This is a genomic window from Pseudomonas sp. QL9, from assembly GCF_041409665.1.
GTDB classification, from domain to species: domain Bacteria; phylum Pseudomonadota; class Gammaproteobacteria; order Pseudomonadales; family Pseudomonadaceae; genus Pseudomonas; species Pseudomonas knackmussii.
Genome location: NZ_CP166971.1, coordinates 4858723 through 4879465, shown reverse-complemented (window position 1 = coordinate 4879465; position 20743 = coordinate 4858723). Strand labels below are relative to the sequence as shown.

Annotated in this window: 16 protein-coding genes; 6 read left to right on the top strand and 10 right to left on the bottom strand. The window is 66.5% G+C overall.

The window, feature by feature from the left end; all coding sequences use genetic code 11:
- Positions 1–30: 30 nt before the first annotated feature.
- Positions 31–2178 (bottom strand): fatty acid oxidation complex subunit alpha FadB, encoded by a 2148-nt coding sequence (gene fadB / locus ACA097_RS22710; protein WP_371366163.1) that lies wholly within the window; start codon positions 2176–2178, stop codon positions 31–33.
- A gap of 440 nt (positions 2179–2618) precedes the next feature.
- Here fadB and ACA097_RS22705 point away from each other — a divergent pair, with 440 nt between their 5' ends.
- On the top strand, positions 2619–3425 hold the full coding sequence (locus ACA097_RS22705; protein WP_371366161.1) for a hypothetical protein: 807 nt from the start codon (positions 2619–2621) through the stop codon (positions 3423–3425).
- A 7-nt stretch (positions 3426–3432) separates the two neighbouring features.
- Here the strand turns inward: ACA097_RS22705 and ACA097_RS22700 are convergent, their stop codons facing one another.
- Positions 3433–3870, bottom strand: coding sequence for a hypothetical protein (locus ACA097_RS22700; RefSeq protein WP_160287732.1), 438 nt, complete (start codon positions 3868–3870; stop codon positions 3433–3435).
- A gap of 64 nt (positions 3871–3934) precedes the next feature.
- Here ACA097_RS22700 and ACA097_RS22695 point away from each other — a divergent pair, with 64 nt between their 5' ends.
- Positions 3935–4375: a universal stress protein gene (locus tag ACA097_RS22695; protein WP_043253491.1), complete on the top strand. Its 441-nt coding sequence runs from the start codon at positions 3935–3937 to the stop codon at positions 4373–4375.
- 36 nt (positions 4376–4411) lie between these two features.
- Here the strand turns inward: ACA097_RS22695 and ACA097_RS22690 are convergent, their stop codons facing one another.
- Positions 4412–5095 (bottom strand): hypothetical protein, encoded by a 684-nt coding sequence (locus ACA097_RS22690; protein ID WP_043253492.1) that lies wholly within the window; start codon positions 5093–5095, stop codon positions 4412–4414.
- A gap of 103 nt (positions 5096–5198) precedes the next feature.
- Positions 5199–7115, bottom strand: coding sequence for an ATP-binding cassette domain-containing protein (locus tag ACA097_RS22685; protein WP_371366158.1), 1917 nt, complete (start codon positions 7113–7115; stop codon positions 5199–5201).
- A gap of 194 nt (positions 7116–7309) precedes the next feature.
- Here ACA097_RS22685 and ACA097_RS22680 point away from each other — a divergent pair, with 194 nt between their 5' ends.
- The 3 genes from ACA097_RS22680 (at position 7310) to ACA097_RS22670 (ending at position 11830) form a co-directional block, all read left to right on the top strand.
- The gene (locus ACA097_RS22680; RefSeq protein ID WP_160287734.1) at positions 7310–9238 is read left to right on the top strand and encodes a transglycosylase SLT domain-containing protein; all 1929 of its coding nucleotides are present in this window, start codon (positions 7310–7312) and stop codon (positions 9236–9238) included.
- A gap of 113 nt (positions 9239–9351) precedes the next feature.
- A complete protein-coding gene (locus ACA097_RS22675; RefSeq protein WP_371366156.1) occupies positions 9352–10920 on the top strand; it encodes a DUF3300 domain-containing protein in 1569 nt (522 codons plus the stop codon).
- 13 nt (positions 10921–10933) lie between these two features.
- On the top strand, positions 10934–11830 hold the full coding sequence (locus ACA097_RS22670) for a DUF2950 domain-containing protein (RefSeq protein ID WP_371366153.1): 897 nt from the start codon (positions 10934–10936) through the stop codon (positions 11828–11830).
- Positions 11831–11889: 59 nt separating this feature from the next.
- Here the strand turns inward: ACA097_RS22670 and ACA097_RS22665 are convergent, their stop codons facing one another.
- The 6 genes from ACA097_RS22665 to ACA097_RS22640 all read right to left on the bottom strand — a co-directional run bounded on the left by ACA097_RS22665 (position 11890) and on the right by ACA097_RS22640 (position 19549).
- A complete protein-coding gene (locus ACA097_RS22665) occupies positions 11890–12699 on the bottom strand; it encodes an MOSC domain-containing protein (protein ID WP_043253497.1) in 810 nt (269 codons plus the stop codon).
- Between the two features lie 68 nt (positions 12700–12767).
- On the bottom strand, positions 12768–13697 hold the full coding sequence (locus ACA097_RS22660) for a chemotaxis protein CheV (RefSeq protein ID WP_371366149.1): 930 nt from the start codon (positions 13695–13697) through the stop codon (positions 12768–12770).
- A gap of 125 nt (positions 13698–13822) precedes the next feature.
- On the bottom strand, positions 13823–14728 hold the full coding sequence (gene yegS / locus ACA097_RS22655) for a lipid kinase YegS (RefSeq protein ID WP_371366147.1): 906 nt from the start codon (positions 14726–14728) through the stop codon (positions 13823–13825).
- 58 nt (positions 14729–14786) lie between these two features.
- Positions 14787–16346 carry an FGGY-family carbohydrate kinase gene (locus ACA097_RS22650; protein ID WP_371366145.1) on the bottom strand — a complete coding sequence of 520 codons (1560 nt, stop codon included), beginning with the start codon at positions 16344–16346 and terminating at the stop codon, positions 14787–14789.
- 16 nt (positions 16347–16362) lie between these two features.
- Positions 16363–17949, bottom strand: a complete 1587-nt coding sequence (locus ACA097_RS22645) for a glycerol-3-phosphate dehydrogenase/oxidase (protein WP_371366143.1) — start codon at positions 17947–17949, stop codon at positions 16363–16365.
- A 4-nt stretch (positions 17950–17953) separates the two neighbouring features.
- On the bottom strand, positions 17954–19549 hold the full coding sequence (locus ACA097_RS22640) for an FAD-binding oxidoreductase (protein ID WP_371366141.1): 1596 nt from the start codon (positions 19547–19549) through the stop codon (positions 17954–17956).
- A gap of 125 nt (positions 19550–19674) precedes the next feature.
- Here ACA097_RS22640 and ACA097_RS22635 point away from each other — a divergent pair, with 125 nt between their 5' ends.
- On the top strand, positions 19675–20703 hold the full coding sequence (locus ACA097_RS22635; RefSeq protein WP_043253503.1) for an AraC family transcriptional regulator: 1029 nt from the start codon (positions 19675–19677) through the stop codon (positions 20701–20703).
- Positions 20704–20743: the final 40 nt, after the last annotated feature.

Here is a 20743-nt window from a genome sequence, read left to right as displayed (position 1 = left end):
AAATTCACTCTCGCTCTATTCGTTGCGCACTCAACTGAAGAACTTCTGGCCGTTCTTGGCCATTTCACGCAGCTTCGCGGTCGGGTGGTACAGCGGACCCAGATCGGCGTACTTGTCGGCCAGGGCGACGAATTCGGCTACACCGATGGAATCGATGTAACGCAGGGCACCCCCACGGAAGGGCGGGAAGCCGATGCCGTAGATCAGGCCCATGTCGGCCTCGGCAGCGGTTTCGACGATGCCGTCTTCCAGGCAGCGCACGGTTTCCAGGCACAGCGGGATCATCATGTAGTTGATGATGTCCTCGTCGGTCAGCTCGCGCTGCTCGACGACGATGGCCTTCAGCAGCTCGTAGGCCTGCGGATCGGAAACCTTCTTCGGCTTGCCGCGCTTGTCGGTCTCGTAGGCGTAGAAGCCCTTGCCGTTCTTCTGGCCCAGACGGTTGGCGTCGTACATGACGTCGACAGCGGTCTTGCCTTCAACGGCCATGCGATCCGGGAAGCCTTCGGCCATCACGTCGCGGCCGTGGTGGCCGGTGTCGATGCCGACGACGTCGGAGAGGTAGGCCGGGCCCATGGGCCAGCCGAATTTCTCCATGATCTTGTCGATGCGCACGAAGTCGACGCCGAAGCCCAGCAGCTTGGAGAAGCCGCCGAAGTACGGGAACAGCACGCGGTTGACCAGGAAGCCGGGGCAGTCGTTGACCACGATCGGGTTCTTGCCCATTTTCTTGGCGTAGGCAACGGTGGTGGCCACGGCCACGTCGCTGGACTTCTCGCCACGGATCACTTCCACCAGCGGCATCATGTGCACCGGGTTGAAGAAGTGCATGCCGACGAAGTTTTCCGGACGCTTCAGCGCTTTTGCCAGCAGGTTGATGGAGATGGTCGAAGTGTTCGACGCGAGAACCGCATCTTCCTTCACCACGCCTTCAACTTCGGCCAGCACGATCTGCTTGACCTTCGGGTTCTCGACCACGGCTTCGACGACGATGTCGACGTTGCCGAAGTCGCCGTAGGACATGGTCGGGCGAATGGCGTTCAGCGCCTCGGCCATCTTGGCCGGGGTCATGCGGCCCTTCTCGACGCGCTTGCCGAGCAGCTTGGACGCCTCGTTCAGACCCATCTGGATACCCTCTTCGCGGATATCCTTCATCAGGATCGGAGTGCCCTTGGAGGCGGACTGGTAGGCGATACCGCCGCCCATGATGCCGGCGCCCAGTACGGCGGCCAGTTTCACGTCCTTGGCGATCTCGTCGTACTGCTTGGCCTTCTTCTTCAGGTCCTGGTCGTTCAGGAACAGACCGATCAGGCTCTCGGCGACCGAGGTCTTGGCCAGTTTCACGAAGCCCTGGGCTTCGATTTCCAGCGCCTTGTCACGACCGAAGTTGGCGGCTTTCTGGATCGACTTGATGGCTTCGACCGGAGCCGGGTAGTTCGGGCCGGCCTGGCCTGCGACGAAGCCCTTGGCGGTCTCGAAGGCCATCATCTGCTCGATGGCGTTCAGCTTCAGCTTCTCGAGCTTCGGCTGGCGGCGGGCCTTGTGATCCAGCTCGCCGGAGATGGCGCGCTTGACCAGGTCCAGCGCGGCGGCTTGCAGCTGCTCCGGAGCGACCACGGCGTCGACGGCGCCGACTTTCAGTGCGTCTTCAGCCTTGTTTTCCTTGCCCGAGGCGATCCACTCGACAGCATTGTCGCAGCCGATGATGCGCGGCAGACGAACGGTACCGCCGAAGCCCGGGTAGATGCCCAGCTTGACTTCCGGCAGGCCGATCTTGGCGGTAGCGCTCATCACGCGGAAGTCCGCGGCCAGGCACATTTCCAGACCGCCGCCCAGGGCGATGCCGTTGATCGCGGCAACGGTGGGGACGTTCAGGTCTTCGAAATCGCTGAAGATCTTGTTGGCTTCGAGGTTGCCGGCCAGCAGTTCTTCGTCCGGCAGCTTGAAGTTGTCGACGAATTCGGTGATGTCGGCGCCGACGATGAACACCGCCTTGCCGCTGGTCACGATCACGCCCTTGACGGACGCATCGGCCTTGATGGTGTCGACTGCTTGGCGCAGTTCGTTCAGGGTGAGCCGGTTGAACTTGTTGACGGACTCGCCCTTGAGGTCGAACTTCAGCTCGACGATGCCGCTCTCAAGAGCCTTAACCGTGATGGCTTTACCTTCGTAAATCATCAACTGATCTCCACGCTAGGGAAGCTTGAAATCACACACCGGTCGCCGTGTATCGGGGTTGCTCGGCAGTCGCCGATCATAGTCCCAAAGCCTGCGGCACACCCGCCGGTGCGATAGCCGGGGCCATGTAATCGAAACATCACTTAGGGCAAACGCTCGATTCATACGCCCGTTTGATTCGGGTGCGCCCACCTTCTCGGAAAAGCGCAGAATTGTCAATCGCGCAGTCTTATAGAGAAGTCAGACAAAGCCTCTGGCGCGCAGCATTCGGCCGATTGCTTCCAGAACATTCAGCAAATCCATGACGTGCGCCCGACCAATGGAACGGTGGTACCAGCAGTCGCTGGCCAAAGCCCCGGACGCGGGGTAGAGTCCGCCGAACCGGTCGCGCAACGCGTGCCGGTACAACAAGAAGCCGAACGGCACAAGGAGATGGATTCATGTCGCGCCGACCGCTGACTCTGCTGCTGTCCACCCTGTTATTTATCGCAACGCCCCTTCTCGCCCGCGCCGACGCCCCCAGCGACCTGCTGAACCTGCACCAGATGCGCCTTGCCGCGCAGCGCAGCATCAGCGACTTCTTCCTGCTCACCTCCACCGAAGGCGATGCGCGCTATGCCGGCCTGGTCGACAGTTCGACCGCCGATGCCAGCAATGCCGCCGACCGCCTGGGCGCCATGCCTGGCGGTGCCTCGACCCAGCTCAAGAGCCAGCTCGACCAGCAATGGCTGGCCTATCGGCAGAACCTGACCCAGCAGATCCAGGCCCAGAAGCAGAACGGCTACAACGACTTCAAGGCGCTCGGCGACCTGGCGGAACAGAATCGCCAGTTGCTGGATACCGCCGAGCAGCTGTACGGCAAGATCCAGGAGGAAAGCGGCGTCCAGGTGCCGCCACTGACCCAGCAGAGCCGCGAGCAGAGCCTGCTGATGCAGGCGATTACCTGGAACTACGTGGCGCGCAACATCTCCGTCGGCGCCAATCCGGTGAAGAGCGAGGACCAGCAGTCGCTGGACGACCTGAGCAACCGCTTCGCCATCAACCTGCTCCGCCTGCAGCAGGCGCCGCAGACATCGCCCGAGATCGGCCGCGAACTACGGGCGATCTCCACCAAGTGGCACTTCATCGAGAAGTCGCTGCAGAGTGCGGCGCAAAGCAACGTGCCCATCCTCATCGACAAGTACTCGGACGGCATCATCGCCGATCTGGAGCAGGTTTCCGGGCTATACGCCGCCGCGCAGCAATGAGCGCGGCTCAGGCGCGACGCGTGAGGAAATCGGCGACCCGTTGCAGGTCGGCGCTGTCGCCCCGCTCGCCCCAGTACAGCGCGATGAACTGGGCCGATGCCTCGACCATGAACACATCTCCCGGCAAGGTCGCCAGTTCGGCGGCCAGCTCGGCATCGGTACAGGGCTCGCGCCAACGGTCCAACCACTGCCCGGGACTGCTTTGCCAATAGCACCAGGCGTCCGCACGGCCTCGGCTGCGGCCCCGGTGGTATTGCGCGCAGCTCTGCGGCGGCTGGCGCTCCAGCCAGTGCGGCCACTCCTGGCGCGCCATCTGCATGGCCAGGCCCAGGCGCCGCGCCTGCATGCGCATATCCATCTGCCCACGCTGGCCCCGCGACGGGAGTAGCCAGGACAGCGGGCTGAGCACCAGCGCGAGCAGCAATATCAACCACCAGTTGTTCATAACAGGTAGACCCCGGCCCGAAGGGCCATACTTGTATTCAACGAGCCCCCCGGAGGAGACGTTCATGCCCTACCAACACATCCTGGTCGCCGTGGATCTGACCGACGAATGCGATCCGGTGATGAAGCGCGCCGTGGCGCTGGCTGCCAGCACCCAGGCGAAGCTGTCCACCGTGCACGTGGTCGAGCCCATGGCCATGGCCTTCGGCGGTGACGTGCCGATGGACCTGTCGATGCTGCAACAGCAGCAATTCGACCAGGCCAAGGAGCGCATGCACCAATTCACCCTCAGCTATCCGCAGGTTTCCGTCTCGGAAAACCATCTGGTCTACGGCCAGCCACGCCAGGAGATCCACCGCCTGGCCAACGAGCAGGGTTGCGACCTGATCATCGTCGGCAGCCATGGCCGACATGGCCTGGCCCTTCTGCTCGGTTCCACCGCCAACGATGTGCTGCACGGAGCGCCCTGCGACGTGCTGGCGGTACGCCTGCAGAAAACCGAGTGAGGCACGCGGCGCCCGCTCAACGCGGGCGCCGCTCGTTCAACCCAGATCGCCGCCGCTCATCAGCACCGGCCGCACCTTCTGCAGCTGCGCTTCCAGCGAATAGCTCATGCTCGAGGACATCGAGAAGAAGCTGAGGAAAGCCTTCAGGTTGGAATCGCCGACGCAGGTTTCGTGGATGCGCTGCCAGAACGCCTGGTTGACCAGCTGCAACTGCTGGTAGAGCCGCACCAGCCCCTTGAGCTCCCAGTCCGCGTGTCGCCCCTCGCGGTAGTTGAAGTACTGCCGCATGAGGTAGAGCGATACCGCGCGGGTGATGAACTCCTGGTTGCTGGCGAACGGCAGGTGCTGCGTGGCCATCGGCTTGAGCTTGCCCAGCAGCGGGCAGGCGCTGGTCGCCATGATGACCCCAAGCAGCGCGCGCAATCCCTCTTCCAGGCCGACATTCTTGCGGTACTCGCGCTCTGGCGTGCGTACCTGCACTTCCGCCCGCTTGATCGCCGGCAGCCCGCGGAAATCCTCGATCACCCGATGCAGGTCGACCGCCGCCGGGCAATGGCGGAACTGCTCGCGCGACAGCGGGCAGTTGCTGCACTGGTTGTAATCCAGGCGCGTCCACTTCGGCGCGTCATCCGCCGACGCAGCATCGAAGCTGCGATCGGTTTCGATGCGATAACTGAACGCGTGCTCGTCATCCAGATTGATGCGGTACTCGATTGCCATTGGCCGTCCTTAGAAGGGCCGCACTCGTCCACCCGGACGAACGCGGCCCGCGTCATTCTTCAGCGACTCTCACTTACGGCGCCGGGCACGCGACCCGGTCGCTTCACTCTTCCAGCTCGGCCCAGCGCTCGATCAGGCGGTCCAGCTCGGCCTGCAGGCTTTCCATGCGCTCCAGCACCCCGCGGGTTTCTTCCGCCGGGCGCTGATAGAAGCTGGGCGAAGCGACTTCCGCCTGCATCGCGGCCAGGTCCGACTCCAGGGCTTCGATCTGTCCGGGAATAGCCTCCAGCTCGCGTTGCAGTTTGTAGCTGAGCTTCTTCTTCGCCGCCGGCGCCTCGACCGCAGCAGCTACCGCTGCCGGCTCGGCCGGGACCGTTTCCTCTACAGCGGGCTTTCCGGCCTTTTCTTCACCGACACCCAGCAGGCGCGGCGAGCCGCCCTGGCGCAGCCAGTCCTGGTAGCCGCCGACGAATTCGCGCACGCGCCCTTCGCCTTCGAAGACCAGGGTGCTGGTCACCACGTTGTCGAGGAACTCCCGGTCGTGGCTGACCATCAGCACGGTGCCGTCGAAACCGAGCAGCACTTCTTCCAGCAGCTCCAGGGTTTCCACGTCGAGGTCGTTGGTCGGTTCGTCCAGCACCAGCAGGTTGGCCGGCTTGCTGAACAGCTTCGCCAGCAACAGGCGTGCCCGCTCGCCGCCGGACAGCGCCTTGACCGGCGTGCGGGCGCGCTGCGGGGTGAACAGGAAGTCGCCCAGGTAGCTCAACACATGGCGGTTCTGGCCATTGATGGTGATGAACTCGCGGCCTTCGGAAATGTTGTCGATGACGGTCTTTTCCGGCTCCAGCTGGTGACGCAGTTGGTCGAAATAGGCCACTTCCAGGCGCGTGCCTTCCTTGATGCTGCCGGAAGTCGGCTGCAGGTCGCCGAGCAGCAGCTTGAGCAGGGTCGTCTTGCCGGTGCCGTTGGCGCCGAGCAGGCCGATGCGGTCGCCACGCTGCAGCACCAGGGAGAAATCACGGATCAGGGTCGGGCCTTCGGGATGGGCGAAGCCGACCTTTTCGGCGACTATCACCTGCTTGCCGGACTTCTCCGCCGTCTCCAGTTGGAAGCTGGCCTTGCCGGTACGCTCGCGGCGCTCGGCACGCTCGAAACGCATGGCCTTGAGCGCCCGCACGCGGCCTTCGTTACGGGTACGGCGCGCCTTGATGCCCTGGCGGATCCAGACCTCTTCCTGGGCCAGGCGCTTGTCGAACAGCGCGTTGGCCGCTTCTTCCGCCGCCAGTTCCTGCTCCTTATGCACGAGGAAGCTAGCGTAGTCGCCGTTCCAGTCGATCAGGTTACCGCGGTCCAGTTCGAGGATGCGGTTGGCCACCGCCTGCAGGAAGGCGCGGTCGTGGGTGATGAACAGCACCGCGCCGGGGAAGTCGGCCAGGGCGTTTTCCAGCCAGGCGATGGCGCCGATATCCAGGTGGTTGGTCGGCTCGTCGAGCAGCAGCAGGTCGGGCTCGGCGACCAGCGCCTGGGCCAGCAGCACGCGACGGCGCCAGCCGCCGGACAGCTCGGCGAGGGTCTTGTCGGCCGGCAGTTGCAGGCGGGTCAGAGTGGTGTCCACCAGTTGCCCCAGGCGCCAGCCGTCACGGGCTTCCAGCTCCTGCTGGACGCGCGCCAGCTTGTTCAGGTCGTCCTCGGTTTCGATGTGCATGCTCAGGTGGTGATAGCGCGCGAGCAGTTCGCCCACCTCGGCCAGGCCTTCGGCGACCACGTCGTAGACGGTCCGGTCGTCGGCGCGCGGCAATTCCTGCGGCAGTTCACCGATCTTCAGCGACGGTGCACGCCAGATGTCGCCGTCATCGGGCTTCTGCTCGCCCTTGACCAGCTTGAGCATGCTCGACTTGCCGGTGCCGTTGCGGCCGATGACGCACACCCGTTCGCCCCGCGCGATCTGCCAGGAAACCTTGTCCAGCAATGGCGTGGTGCCAAAGGCGAGGGACACGTCGGTAAACTTCAGCAGGGTCATGGGCGATCTCCGGAAACAGGGCGCGCAGTGTAAGGGAAAGTCGGCAAAAGTCAGAGCCTTGCGCGCATCCGCCGGCGCCATCGGAAGTCGTCGATAGAGCCCGGCGGTGCTTCCGCCGCGCTCGCGCAACAGGCTAAGCTTGTGCTTATCGGCGCCAGCCAGACTGCGCCACGAATCATCAGCCCGGAAGAGTCATGCGCGGTCGCCTTTCCCTAGTTTTTTCCTGCCTGTTCCTTGCCTTGACCAGCGTCAGCTCGGTACAGGCCGCGTCGCTGACTCAACAGCGGCAGATGTACGACGAAGCCAAGGCCGCCCTCGCGCGCAACGATAACGGCCCCTACCTGCGCTACCGCCAGGCCCTGGCCGATTATCCGCTGGAGCCGTACCTGGGCTACGACGACCTGACCAACCGTCTGAAAAGCGCCAGCGACACCGAGATCGAAGCCTTCCTCACCGAGCATGGCGACCTTCCGCAGATCAACTGGATGAAGCTGCGCTGGCTGCGCCAGCTGGCCGATAGCGGCGACTGGAAGACCTTCCTCGACTACTACGACCCGAAGATGAACTTCACCGAGCTGGACTGCCTCTACGGCCAGTACCAGCTCACCCATGGCCAGAAAGCCGCCGGCAACGAGACCACGCGCAAGCTGTGGCTGGTCGGCAAGTCCCAGCCGGACGCCTGCGACGCCCTGTTCAGCGTCTGGGAAGCCGACGGCCAGCTCACCGAAGACATGATCTGGAAGCGCCTGAAGCTCGCCGCCGAGAAAGGCAACTACGGCCTGGCCAGTACCTTGTCGAAGCGCCTGGCGGGCCTGGGCAGCCTCGGCGAGTTGATGATCAAGGTCGCGCAGAGCCCGGCGCAGCTTAGCCAGACCGCCCGCTTCGACCAGCGCACCCACGCCATGGCCGACGTCGTCGGCCTCGGTCTGCGCCGCCTGGGCAAGCAGGACCCCGAGCGCGCGCTCGACCTGCTCGACCATTACGAGAACAGCCTACCCTTCTCCACCGAGGAGAAGGTCAACATCGCCCGGCAGATCGGCCTGGGCCTGGCGCGCAGCTACGATCCCCGCGCCCTGCCGCTGATGACCAAGTACGACCCGGAGCTGCGCGACAACACCGTCAGCGAATGGCGCCTGCGCCTGCTGATGCGCCTGGGCCGCTGGGAAGACGCCTACCAGCTGACCCGCCAATTGCCCAAGGACCTCGCCGAGACCAACCGCTGGCGCTACTGGCAGGCGCGCACCCTGCAGCTGGCGCAGCCGCAGAACCCGGCAGCGATGAGCCTCTACCAGCCGCTGGCACGCGAGCGTGATTTCTACGGTTTCCTCGCCGCCGACCGGATCAACGCCCCTTATCAGTTGAACAACCGCCCGGCGCCGATCAGCCCGCAGGTGATGCAGCGTGTGCGCAATGCCGCCAGCACCCGGCGCGCCCTGGAGTTCTACGCCCGTGGCGACATCATCAGCGCCCGCCGCGAGTGGTACTACGCAGCCCGCGTATTCAACCGCGACGAACTGCTGGCGCAGGCGAAGATGGCCTACGACATGCAGTGGTACTTCCCGGCGATTCGCGCCATCAGCCAGGCGCAGTACTGGGACGACCTCGACATCCGCTTCCCCATTGCGCACCGCGACAGCCTGCTGCGCGAGGCGCGCAACCGTGGATTGCACTCCAGCTGGGTGTTCGCCATCACCCGCCAGGAGAGTGCGTTCATGTCCGATGCCCGCTCCGGCGTCGGCGCCACCGGCCTGATGCAGCTGATGCCGGCCACCGCCAAGGAAACCGCGCGCAAGTTCGGCATTCCCTTCGGCTCGCCGCAGCAGCTGATCGTCCCCGAGGTCAACATCCAGCTCGGCGCCGCGTATCTCAGCCAGGTCGAGGGACAGTTCAACGGCAACCGCGTACTAGCGACAGCCGCCTACAACGCCGGCCCCGGCCGCGTGCGCCAGTGGCTGAAGAATGCACGCCACCTGTCGTTCGACGTCTGGGTGGAGAGCATTCCCTTCGACGAAACCCGCCAGTACGTGCAGAACGTGCTGTCTTACGCGGTGATCTACGGGCAAAAACTCAACGCCCCGCAGCCACTGGTTGACTGGCACGAGCGCTTCTTCGACGAGCTCTGAATCACGCCCTCGCGCACGCATCTCCCACATTCGCCAGGGCCGCCTATGCTTGCATGGGCGTCCAAGCTTCACGCTCCGGCCAATGATTTCCGCTGCCTCGCGGGAGATGCGCCATGCGCCCAGTCCATCGCTGCTCTGCCCTGATCCTCGCCCTGCTGGCCCTGGCCATCCTGTCGTCTCAATCGGCGCTCGCCGCCAACGAGCCTGCCCCTGCTCCCGCTGCCGCGCCAGCAGCTCCGGCAGACGCTGCCGCAGCGCAGCCAACCGCAGCCGAACCGCCAGCGGCGGCACCAACGGTGGCGCCTCCGCCTGCTCCGCCGCCGCCCGCCCCGCCAGAGACCGTCTTCACCGCTGAGCAGCTGGACCAGATGCTCGCGCCCATCGCGCTGTATCCGGACTCGCTGCTCGCACAGGTGCTGATGGCCGCGACCTATCCGGGCAACGTCTCCGATGCCGTGGCCTGGTCCAAGGCCCACCCCGACGCCAAGGGGGACGACGCGGTACGCCAGGTGGCCGAAATGCCCTGGGACCCGAGCGTGCAATCGCTGGTGGCCTTCCCCGACGTGCTGTACCTGATGGGGCAGGACCCGACCTGGGTGCAGCGCGTCGGCGACGCCTTCCTTGCCCAGCCCGACGCCGTGATGCAAAGCGTGCAGAAGCTGCGCCAGCGCGCCCAGGCAGCCGGCACCCTGAAGTCCAACCAGCAGCAGAAGGTCACGGTGAAGGAAGCCCCGCCGAGCAACACGACGGTGGTCGAGTCCGCGCCAGCGCAGACCATCGTCATCGAGCCGGCGGACCCACAGGTGGTCTACGTCCCCAGCTACAACCCGAACGTGGTCTACGGCACCTGGCCCGCACCGTCCTACCCGCCGACTTACTACCCACCACCGCCCTCGTATCCAATCGCCACAGGCCTGGCCACTGGGCTGGCGTTCGGCGTGGGCGTCGCTGCCATCGCCTCGTTGTGGGGCGATTGCGATTGGGACAACGGCGACGTGGATGTCGACGTCAACCGCTACAACAACATCAACGTCAATCGCCAGAAGCTCGACGCCAGCCAGCGGACCTGGCAGCACAACCCGACCTATCGCCAGGGCGTGCCCTACCGTGGCCAGGCCACCCAGCAGCGCTTCGACCGCCGCCTCGCCGGCGCCGATCAGCGCACCGCCCTGCGCGGCCAGGACCCGCGCGCCGCCGATCGCGCCCGGGCGCGGCAGAGCCTGAACCAGCGGGGCATCGCTGCACCGGCGACTACCAATCGCCAGGCACAGGAACGCGCCCAGAGCGCATCGAGAGAACTGCGCCAGCAAGGCAAGCTCGATCAGAACGGCAGGATCCGCCAGGACGGCCAATTGGGCCAGGGCGGCAAGCTGAACCAGGACAACAAGTTGCGGCAACGCGAGCAGGCCAGCACGCGGCAACGCGAACGCGCGCCGAGCAATGTGCAGAACCAGCGCCAGGCACGCGAGCGCTTCGCCGGCAGCCAGGGGCCGCGCAACAACGCCTTCGCCGACGCGCGCAATCCACGCCAGGCTCGCGCCAGCAGCGACCGCGGCCAGCTCAGCCGGGCCAGCTCCCGGAACAGCATCGGTGCAGGTCGGGCGCAGGCCGAACGCGCCGGCCGCCCCGTCCAACGCTCCGCCCCGTCGCTGTCGCGCGGCGGTGGCCGTGGCAGACGTTGAGAGGAGACTCGCCATGCCCCTGATCCCACGCATAGCCCTGTTCTCGCTGCTGCCGCTGCTCATTCCTCCGGCCCAGGCGCAGGAGGTATTCAAGAGCCCGGACGAAGCCGCCGCGGCCTTCGTCGCCGCACTCGGCACCGAACACGCCGACGCCGATCGCCTGGCCAAGTTGCTCGGCGACGACTGGCATAACTACATCCCGGTCAAGAACATCGAGCGCAAGGACGTCGATGCCTTCCTGGACCTGTACAAGCAACATCACGAAATCCGTGACGACGGCAAAGGTCGCGCTCACCTGGTGGCCGGCAACGACGGTTGGACCCTGCCGATCCTGCTGCGCCAGGGCAAGGACGGCTGGGCCTTCGACGCCAAGGACAGCGTCGACGAGATTCGCGACCGCCGCATCGGCCGTAACGAACTGGCAACCATCCAGGCAGTGAAGGCCTATCACGACGCGCAACTGGACTACGCCACGAAGGATCGCAACGGCGACGGGCTGCTCGAATACGCGCAGAAGTTCGAGAGCGCCGACGGCAAGTTCGACGGTCTCTACTGGGCCGACCAGCCTGGCGTCGAGGAGAGTCCGCTGGGCCCGCTGTTCGGCGATGCCAAGCCCGAAGGCGAATGGCACGGCTACCACTACCGCATCCTCACCGCCCAGGGCCCGTCCGCTCCCGGCGGCGCCTACGACTACCGGATCGGCAAGCACATGACCCGCGGCTTCGCCCTGGTCGCCTGGCCGGCTCGCTACGGCGACAGCGGCGTGATGTCGTTCATGATCAGCCACGACGGCGAGGTGTTCGAGAAGGACATGGGCCCGGACAGCGCCAAGCTGGCACTGGCGATGAAGACCTTCGACCCGGACAGCAGCTGGACCGAAGTGAAGGACGACGACACTGCCTCGAACTGATACAGGAATTGCCTTGCAAGGGGCGTACGACCGCGAACGCAGGTACGCCCCGTTCGGCCCTACTCGAGGATTTCCACCGGCATGCCGAGGCGCAGTTCGCCGCGCCCTTCGGCGATCAGGTTCTGTCCGAACATCGCCTCGCCGTCGACGTTGCGGTACTGCATCAGCGTGGCCAGCGGCTCGCGTTGCGCGTCGCGCTCGCCGGTGTGCGGGTCGATGGTGGTGAGGATGCAGCGGCTGCAAGGCTTGGCCACGCGGAACTCCACTTCGCCGATGCGGATGCGCTTCCAGCTGTCCTCGGCGAAAGCCGCGGCGCCCTCCACCACCAGGTTCGGGCGGAAGCGCAGCATGTCCAGCGGACGACCGACCCGCGCGGAAAGGTCGTCCAGCGATCCCTGGCCGATCAGCAGCAGCGGGAAGCCATCGCCGAAGTGCACCTTCTCGCCGGCATTGGCGTAGGCGGTGTCGACCTGGCGCGCGCGCTGTTCGGGAATCATTACCAGGCGGCAAGGGCGGCCGAGGAAGCGGCTGAGCCAATCCGCGGCGGCATCGCCGGCATCCGGCACCTGCAGGATGTCGCGCCAGATGGTCACACCGCGCAGCGCGTCGTCGGTTGCGGGCACGACCACCGAGAGATCCTCCATGCCCGGCGCGCGCAGGCGCAGGGCGCCGAAGCCCTCTTCCCAGCGCGCCTCGATGCGGCCCATCTGCGGCAGCAGGCGCTGGGTGAGGAAACGGCCGTTAGCCTCCTCGACGACCATCCAGCGGCGGTCGCCCTCCAGGCCGAGGGCATCCAGGCGGATGTTGTCCAGGGGCTCGACCTGTCCGGACTTGAGCGGATAACGGTAGAGGGCGCTGAGGCTTGGCATGGCGGCGGCTTCCTTGTACGGGCGAAACGCCCTTATACGGCGCCGCCGGGCGCCCCGCAATCGCTGTGTCAGGCGGGGACTTTTTCCAGACGCCGGCGGATCACTTCAACCAGTTTGTCGGGCTGGAACTTGGAGAGGAAATCGTCGCAGCCGACCTTGCGCACCATCGCCTCGTTGAAGCTGCCGGACAGCGAGGTGTGCAGCACCACGTAGAGATCGCTCAGGCGCGGATCGTTACGGATCTCGGTGGTCAGCCGGTAGCCGTCCATCTCAGGCATCTCGGCATCGGTGAAGACCATCAGCAGCTTCTCGTTGACGTCCACGCCGCTGTCGGCCCAGGCCTTGAGCTGGCGCAGCGCGCGCAGCCCGTCGGTGGCCACGTGCATCTTCAGGCCGAGCTGGCTGAAGGTGTCGCGCAGCTGGGCGACGGCGACGCTGGAATCGTCCACCACCAGCACCTCGCGGTCGCTGGTCTGCATCAGCAGCTCGTTGTCCAGGCGGTCGGCGGAAACGCGGGTATTCATCGGCACGATTTCGGCGAGCACCTTCTCCACGTCGATGATCTCCACCAGGCGATCGTCGATGCGGGTGATCGCGGTCAGGTAGTGCTGGCGCCCGGCGCCACCGGGCGGCGGCTGCACCGCTTCCCAGTTGAGATTGAGGATGCGCTCCACGCCACCGACCAGGAACGCCTGCACCGAGCGGTTGTACTCGGTGACGATGATGGTGCTGCGCTCTTCCGGGCGCAGCGGGCGCATGCCGATGGCGTGCGACAGGTCGATCACCGGCAGCGTCTGGCCGCGCAGGTTGATCACCCCGCAGATCATCGGGTGGCGCTGCGGAATCAGGGTCAGGCGCGGCAGCTGCAGCACTTCCTGGACCTTGAACACGTTGATGGCGAACTGCTGCCGACCAGCCAGGCGGAACACCAGGATTTCCAGGCGGTTCTGGCCCACCAGTTGGGTGCGTTGATCGACGCTGTCGAGAATGCCGGCCATGCCTGCTCCTGATATCGGAATGAATCGCGCGAAAGCTATCGGCCGGAATACTGGCGGCAACATACTGGCGCCGCGCCATCATGCCTCAGTTGGACGAGCAGGCCAATCCCGCACACTGCCGGCCGTCAGCTGGCCGCGTTCGTTCGCAGCAAGGGCGAGTCCGCCGGCAGGTGCAGACGAATGGCCGCGGGACGCACCTCGAAGCGCGCCCGACGGGCCTCCAATGGCTCGCCATCGAGGTTGATCGCCAGGCCTTCGCCGGCATCCAGCTCAACCCACGGCAGGCGTGCGCGGACCAGCAACTCGCGGAGGCCACCACCACTGCCGAGCAGGCTGCCCAGGGTCGTGAGCAGGTCGCCCGGCTTCGGCAGGATGCTCAGGTCGAGCAGACCGTCGTCGACCAGCGCATCGGCGCAAAGGGGGTGCCCACCGCCCGCCTGGCGGCCGTTGCCGATGCCCAGGGCGAGGAATTCGCCGCGCCACTCGAATCCCGGTCCACGGAAATGCCCCTGCGCCGAATGCACCTCGCTGAAGCGGCTGAGCCCGGTCAGCAGGTAGGCGGCGCCGCCGAGCATCTTCTTGAGGTCCTCGGAGGTGTTGGCGGTGACGGTGGAACCAAACCCGCCGGTCGCCATGTTGAGGAACAGCTGGCCCTCTACCTCGCCCAGGTCGATTGGGCACGCTGGCTGCTCCAGCAAGGCCAGGGCAGCATCGGGCTCCAGGGGAATGCCGGCGGCACGGGCGAAGTCGTTGGCCGTGCCGAGCGGCAGCAGGGCCAGGCTGGCGTCGGCCTCGGCGCGCGCCAGGGCATCGGCCACGGCGCGCGCGGTGCCATCGCCGCCGCCGGCGATCAGCGTCGGATAGCCGTATGCAAGAGCCTCATCGACCAGGCGCTCGGCATCGCCCTCCTCCCAGGTCACCCGCACATCCAGTTGCCAGCCCGCCTCGCGACAGGCCAGCACGGCGGCGCGCACGCCCTCGTTGGTGGCCTGCTTGCCGTGCAGGATCAGCAGTGCCTGCGGTTTCGTCATGGTCCTTCCCCCTCTGGCTGTCCGTTCCACTATGGACCATGCCAGGCGCGGGGAAGGTTCACGCCGGGTAGCCGGTGATCTCGCGGATGCTCTGGTACAGCGGCTTGAGCTGCCGGTACATGCGCTGGTAGACCTCGCGGTAGAGCCGCTCGTAGGTGCGCTGCGCCTCCGCGCGCGGCTGGAACACCTCGCCGACGCGGGTCATGGCGGCGATGGCACTAGCGAAGTCCGGGAACAGCCCCAGCCCCACCGCGCAGTCGATGGCCGCGCCCAGGCCGGAGGCTTCATAGACGTGCGGGCGCTCCGTCGGCAGGCCGAAGATGTCCGCAGTCAGCTGCATGGCCGCATCGCTCTGCGAGCCGCCGCCGGCCACGCGCAGGCGTTCGATGCGCGTGCCGGAGCGTTTCTCGATGCGCTCCTTGCCTTGGCGCAGTGCGTAGGCGAGGCCTTCGAGGATGGCGCGGTACAAGTGCGCGCGGGTATGTACGTCGCCGAAGCCGATCACCGCGCCCTTGGCCTCCAGCCCCGGCTCGCGGATGCCCGGTGTCCAGTAAGGCTGCAGCATCAGGCCCATGGAGCCGGGCGGCACTTGGTTCACCAGTTCGTCGAACAGCGCTTCCGGCTCCACGCCCAACTCGCTGGCGCGCTGCATCTCGCGCAGGCCGAACTCGCGCTTGAACCAGCTGACCATCCAGAAGCCGCGGTAGATCATCACCTCGGTGTTGAAGTGGTCGGGAATCGCCGCCGGGTACGGCGGGATCAGCGGAATGGTTTCCAGGTAGCGCGAGCGGGTGGTGTTGATGGTCGCCGTGGTGCCATAGGAAAGGCACGCCACACTTGGCTCGATGGCCCCGGCGCCGAGCACCTCACAGGCCTTGTCCGCGCCCGCTGCTATGAGTGGCAGGCCCTCGGGAATACCGGTATGGCGGCTGGCTTCGGCACTGATCGCACCGAGCTTCTCGCCGGGCTTGAACAGCTCCGGCAGCTGCTCCTGTTGCACCCTCACCGCCTGCCATTTCCAGTCGCGCGGCGCGGCCCACTTCAGGCGTTTGTAGTCGAACGGCAGATAGGCAACGCTGCAGGCCAGCGAGTCGACGAAGCGCCCGCACAGGCGATGGGTCAGGAAGCCCGAAAGCAGCAGCACCTTGTGCGTCGCAGCGTGCAATTCCGGTTGCTGCTGGGCGACCCAATTGACCTCGGCCTGGCTGCGGAAGTAGTCCACTGCACCCTCGGCGCCGGCCAGCTTGAACAGCCAACCCCAAGGCCCCTTGATGTGCCCTTCGACCTCCGCGCGGCGCTGGTCCAGCCAGAGGATCGCCGGGCGCAGCGGGCGGCCTTCTGCGTCAACGTGGATCACGGTGCCGCGCTGGGTGGTCAGCGACACGCCACGGATCAGGCTGCGGTCGATGCCCGTCTGCGCCCAGAGCTGCTGGCAGGCCTCGCCGAGCTTGGCCCAGTAGTACTCCGGGTCCTGCTCGGCCCAACCAGGCTGGGTGGAGTAATACGCCTCCAGCTCGACCTTGCCCTTGCCCACCAGGTTGCCGGCGAGGTCGAAGAGCAGCACGCGCACGCTCTGGGTACCGTTGTCGATGGCCAGCAGGTAGCTCTGTTCGCTCAAGGTGTGGTCCTTCTTGTTATCGAACCGACTCGGGCAGGCTGTAGCAACGCCGCCAGAGATCCAGGTAATCGCTTTCTTCGCGCTGCCATCGCTCGTCGTCCCAGCCCAGGCGAGGCTGGCAGAGCGCACGGATCGCCGGCAACTCGGCCGAACCACCGTCGGCCAGCAGCAGGCCCAGGCGCGTGCGGCGCAGCAGCAGGTCGTCGAGGTGCAGCACCAGTTCGCCCTCCGCCGCCCAGGCCAGCTCGGCCCACAGGCAATCGCTGCCGCCGATTCGCTCGCTGCCGATTTCGCCGATCAGCCGCGCCAGTTGCGGCAGATTGCGGCCGTGTCGACCGGCCAGGCGCCGCTTCTGCTGCGGGCTGACGCCAGGCAGTTCGACCGCAGGCGGCAAGCCGAAAACGGTGCCCTGATCTTCCTGCAGCTCGCGCCCCAGCATGGGCGCGCAGGCGCGCAGCACTTCCAGCGCCAGCAGGCGGAAGGTGGTGAGCTTGCCGCCAGCCAGGGTCACACAGCCCGGCTCGACCCAGAGCGCGTGCTCGCGCTTCTCATCCGAAGGTTTCTTCTGCCCGGTGCCGGAGGCGACCACCGGGCGCACGCCGGCCCAGGTCGAGCGCACGTCGGCGCGTTCGATGCGGGCCGAGGGAAATTGCTGGGCGCAGGCGGCCAGCAGGTAGTCCACTTCCTCCGGGCTAATGCGCGCGTCGCGGTCGAGGCTCTCGCGATGGTCGAGGTCGGTGGTGCCGATGACGGTCGCGCCTTCCCAGGGGAAGACGAACACCGGACGCTTATCCGCCGCATGCATGAAGCTGAAGGCATGCGCGACCGGCAGCCGCCAGGCCGGCAGCAGCAGGTGGCTGCCGCGCAGCGGACGGATATGTTCACTGCCCTGGATGCGCCGCAACTGATCGGCCCAGGCACCAGTGGCCAACGCCACGGCACGCGCGCGGAACTGGAACGTGCCAGCGCCTTCACTGTCTTCGGCGAGCAGGCCGGTCACGCGGCCGCCCTGGCGCGTCAGTTCGCGTACGCGCAGCCCATTGAGCGCTTCGCCAGCGTCGGCGCGCGCTTCGTCGAGCACGCGCATGACCAGCCGCGCATCGTCCACCACGGCATCGCTGAACTGGGTGCCGCCAAGCAGACCGTCCTCTTTCAGCCCGGGGGCCAGATAGCGCAGTTGCTGCAGCGGGTAATAGAGGTGATTGCGCCGGCCGGCCAGGGCGTCGTACAGCGCCAGCAGGCTGCCGAACACCTTCGGCCCGGGGAAGCCGCCGCGGTAGTGCGGCATCACGAAGCTCAGCGGCTCGACCAGACCCGGCGCTTCGCCGAGCAGGCGCTGGCGTTCGCGCACCGAGTCGCGGGTCAGGCCGAGTTGGCCCTTGGCGATGTAGCGCAGGCCGCCGTGGACCATCTTCGACGAGCGACTGGAAGTGCCCCAGGCGAAGTCGCGCTGCTCGACCAGCAGGCAACGCCAGCCGCGCCGCGCGGCCTCGCGCAGGATGCCTGCGCCGGTGATGCCGCCGCCGACCACGATCAGGTCCCAGTCGCGTGCCGCCAGCTCGGCCAGCGCTTCGCGGCGCCAGTCGGCGTTCCAGGCCGGCATGCCGTCAGTCCTGCAACAGGGTGCCGGGGTTGAGGCGCCCGGCCGGGTCGAAATGCGCGGCCAGGGTGCGCAGCGTGGCCATGCCCAGCTCGCCCTTCTCGGTCGGCAGGTAGGGCGCGTGGTCCTTGCCCACGCCGTGCTGGTGGCTGATGGTGCCGCGGTTCTCGACGATCACCCGGCTGGTGCTTTCCTTCAGCCGGCGCCAGCGTTCGTGGGTCTTCGCATAGCTGGATGCCGGGCGGAATACATAGGTGGTGTAGATGCTCGAACCTTCGCCATAGACGTGCGACAGGTGGGTGAACACGTGGACGCGCTCGCCCTCCGCCGCCAGGCCGCCGCGCAGGTTGGACTCGATGCGGTTGAGCAGGTTGTCGACGTTGCTCCAGTCGGTGGCGGTCTCCAGGGTGTCGACCACATAGCCGGCCTGCCAGAGGGTTTCGCGCAGGTACGGCGAGCGGAAGCGGCTGGCTTCCCACTTGCGCCCCAGCAGCGTGCCGGTGAACACCCCGCCGAAGTTCTTGAGCATCCGTCGCGCGGCCTTCAGCGACGCAGCGTTCTGCGCCCGCGAGCCGGTGACCCCGAAAGTCAGCATGCACTTGTCCTCGCCCGCGCCGCGCCAATTCAGGTAGCGCTCCAGCCAGGCGATCTGCCCGGGGTGCCCGGCCAGGGTCAGCTGGGTGCGGGTTTCCACGGCATTAGACAGGCGCAGCATGGACAGCTGGACGCGCGCCTGCGCCAGGCTGCGCATGGCCGCCAAGCCCCGCTCCCAGGAGGGCAGGAAGACCACGTAGAAACTCTCCTGCTCGGCTAGCCGCGAGATGCGCACCTTGACCGAGGAAATCACCCCGAAGCGCCCTTCCGAACCGAGCACCAGCTCGCGCAGGTCGGGACCGGCGGAGGATGCCGGGAAGGTCGGAATCTCCAGCGATCCAGCGAAGGTTTCCAGGGTGCCGCCGGCGAACAGTTGCTCGATCCGGCCATAACGCAGCGACTGCTGGCCGCTGGAACGGCTGGCGACCCAGCCGCCGAGGGTGGACAGCTCCCAGGACTGCGGGAAGTGCCCGAGCGTGTAGCCGCGGGCGCGCAGTTGGCTCTCCACCTGCGGGCCGTTCGCGCCGGGGCCGAAGGTGGCGACCAGGCTCTCTTCATCCAGCTCGAGAAGGCGATTCATGTGCGCCAGCGATACGGTCAGCACAGGCTTGTCCGAAGCCGGCGGATTGATGTGGCCGGCCACCGAGGTGCCGCCGCCGTATGGGATGAGCAGGCAGTCCTGGGCTTCGGCGTAGCGCATCAACACGCGGATCTGCTCGGCGCTCTGCGGATAGGCGACGCCATCGGGGAACAGGCCGAACTCGCCTTCGCGCATCGCCAGCCAGTCGGCCAGGCTCTGGCCGCGGGCGTGCATGAGGCGGTCGTGCGCTTCGCGGATCACCAGCGGATGCTCAGCCAGACGCGACGCGGGCACCTTGGCCAGCACCGCTTCGAGGCTGGCGTCGGCGAGCGTCATGCCCGGCCCGATCGCCTCGGCGAGGAACTCGCGGCCCGCCGCGGGCAGCTCCATGGCCGTCGTTTCCTCACCCCATCCGTTCCAGCGTCGCATGCCTGCCGTGCTCCTATTCCGGTCGCTCGCAATGGCTGCCTATACTAGTCGGCCGCCTGGCCCTGTCACTGTCGGATCGGGACAGCGCCAGTCGCCGATAGAGCCACCAGAACAAGAGCGACGCCATGCACGCCCTCGGCTACACATCCGTACCCGCCCTGCTCAAATACCTGCGCCAGGCCGAACACCTCGGCCTGGACATCGATGCCGCGCTGCAAGCCGCCGGCCTCACCCGCGCGCAACTGGCCGACAACGGCCAACGCCTGCCCAGCGAGGCGCACGAACGCCTGCTCGGGTACTTCTGCGAACATGCCAACGACCCGCTTTTCGGCCTGCATTCGGCGCGTTTCGTGCAGCCCGGGTCCTGGAGCGTGCTGGGCTACATCACCATGAACTGCGCCAACCTCGGCGAGGCGATGAACCGCATCATGCCCTACGAGAAACTCGTCGGAGACATGGGCACCAGCCGCCTCGAACCGGGCGAAGGCCACGTGCGGCTGATCTGGAACTGCCGCCACCAGACCGCGGAAATCCGCCGGCACATGGTGGAAAACGTGCTCGCCTCCTGGCTGCTGTACGCGCGCTGGATCGCCGACTTCGAGGGCTCGCCGCAGGAGGTGTGGTTCGAGCACGAACAGCCGGCGGGCACCGACCTCGCGGAATACGAAAGCCTGTTCGGCGCGCCGGTGCGCTTCGGCCAACCCTGCAGCGCCCTGCTGGTGCCGCTGCAATTGCTCGCCTTCCCCCTACGCCAGGCCGACGCCAACCTGCTGCGCACCCTGGAAGAACACGCATTGGCGATGATGGCCGAGCTGGACGACGACGAGCCGCTGCCACTTCGGGTGCGGAACGCCCTGCGCCTATTGATGAAGGACGGTCTGCCACGCAAGGAACGCGTCGCCGAACGCTTCGAGATGACAGTGCGCACGCTGCAGCGCCACCTGCAGCAGGCCGGCACCAGCTACCAGCAGATCCTCGACGCCCTGCGCCAGGAACTCGCCGAGCACTACCTGCTGCACAGCGACCTGCCAATCCAGGACATCGCCCAGTACCTGGGCTTCACCGAGTCACGCTCGTTCCACCGCAGCTTCAAGGGCTGGACCGGCGAAACGCCCGGCGAGTACCGCTTGCGGCATCGGCAAGCGGCGGGCTGAAAGGCGATTTTTCGTAGGAACGAGCTTGCTCGCGAACCCG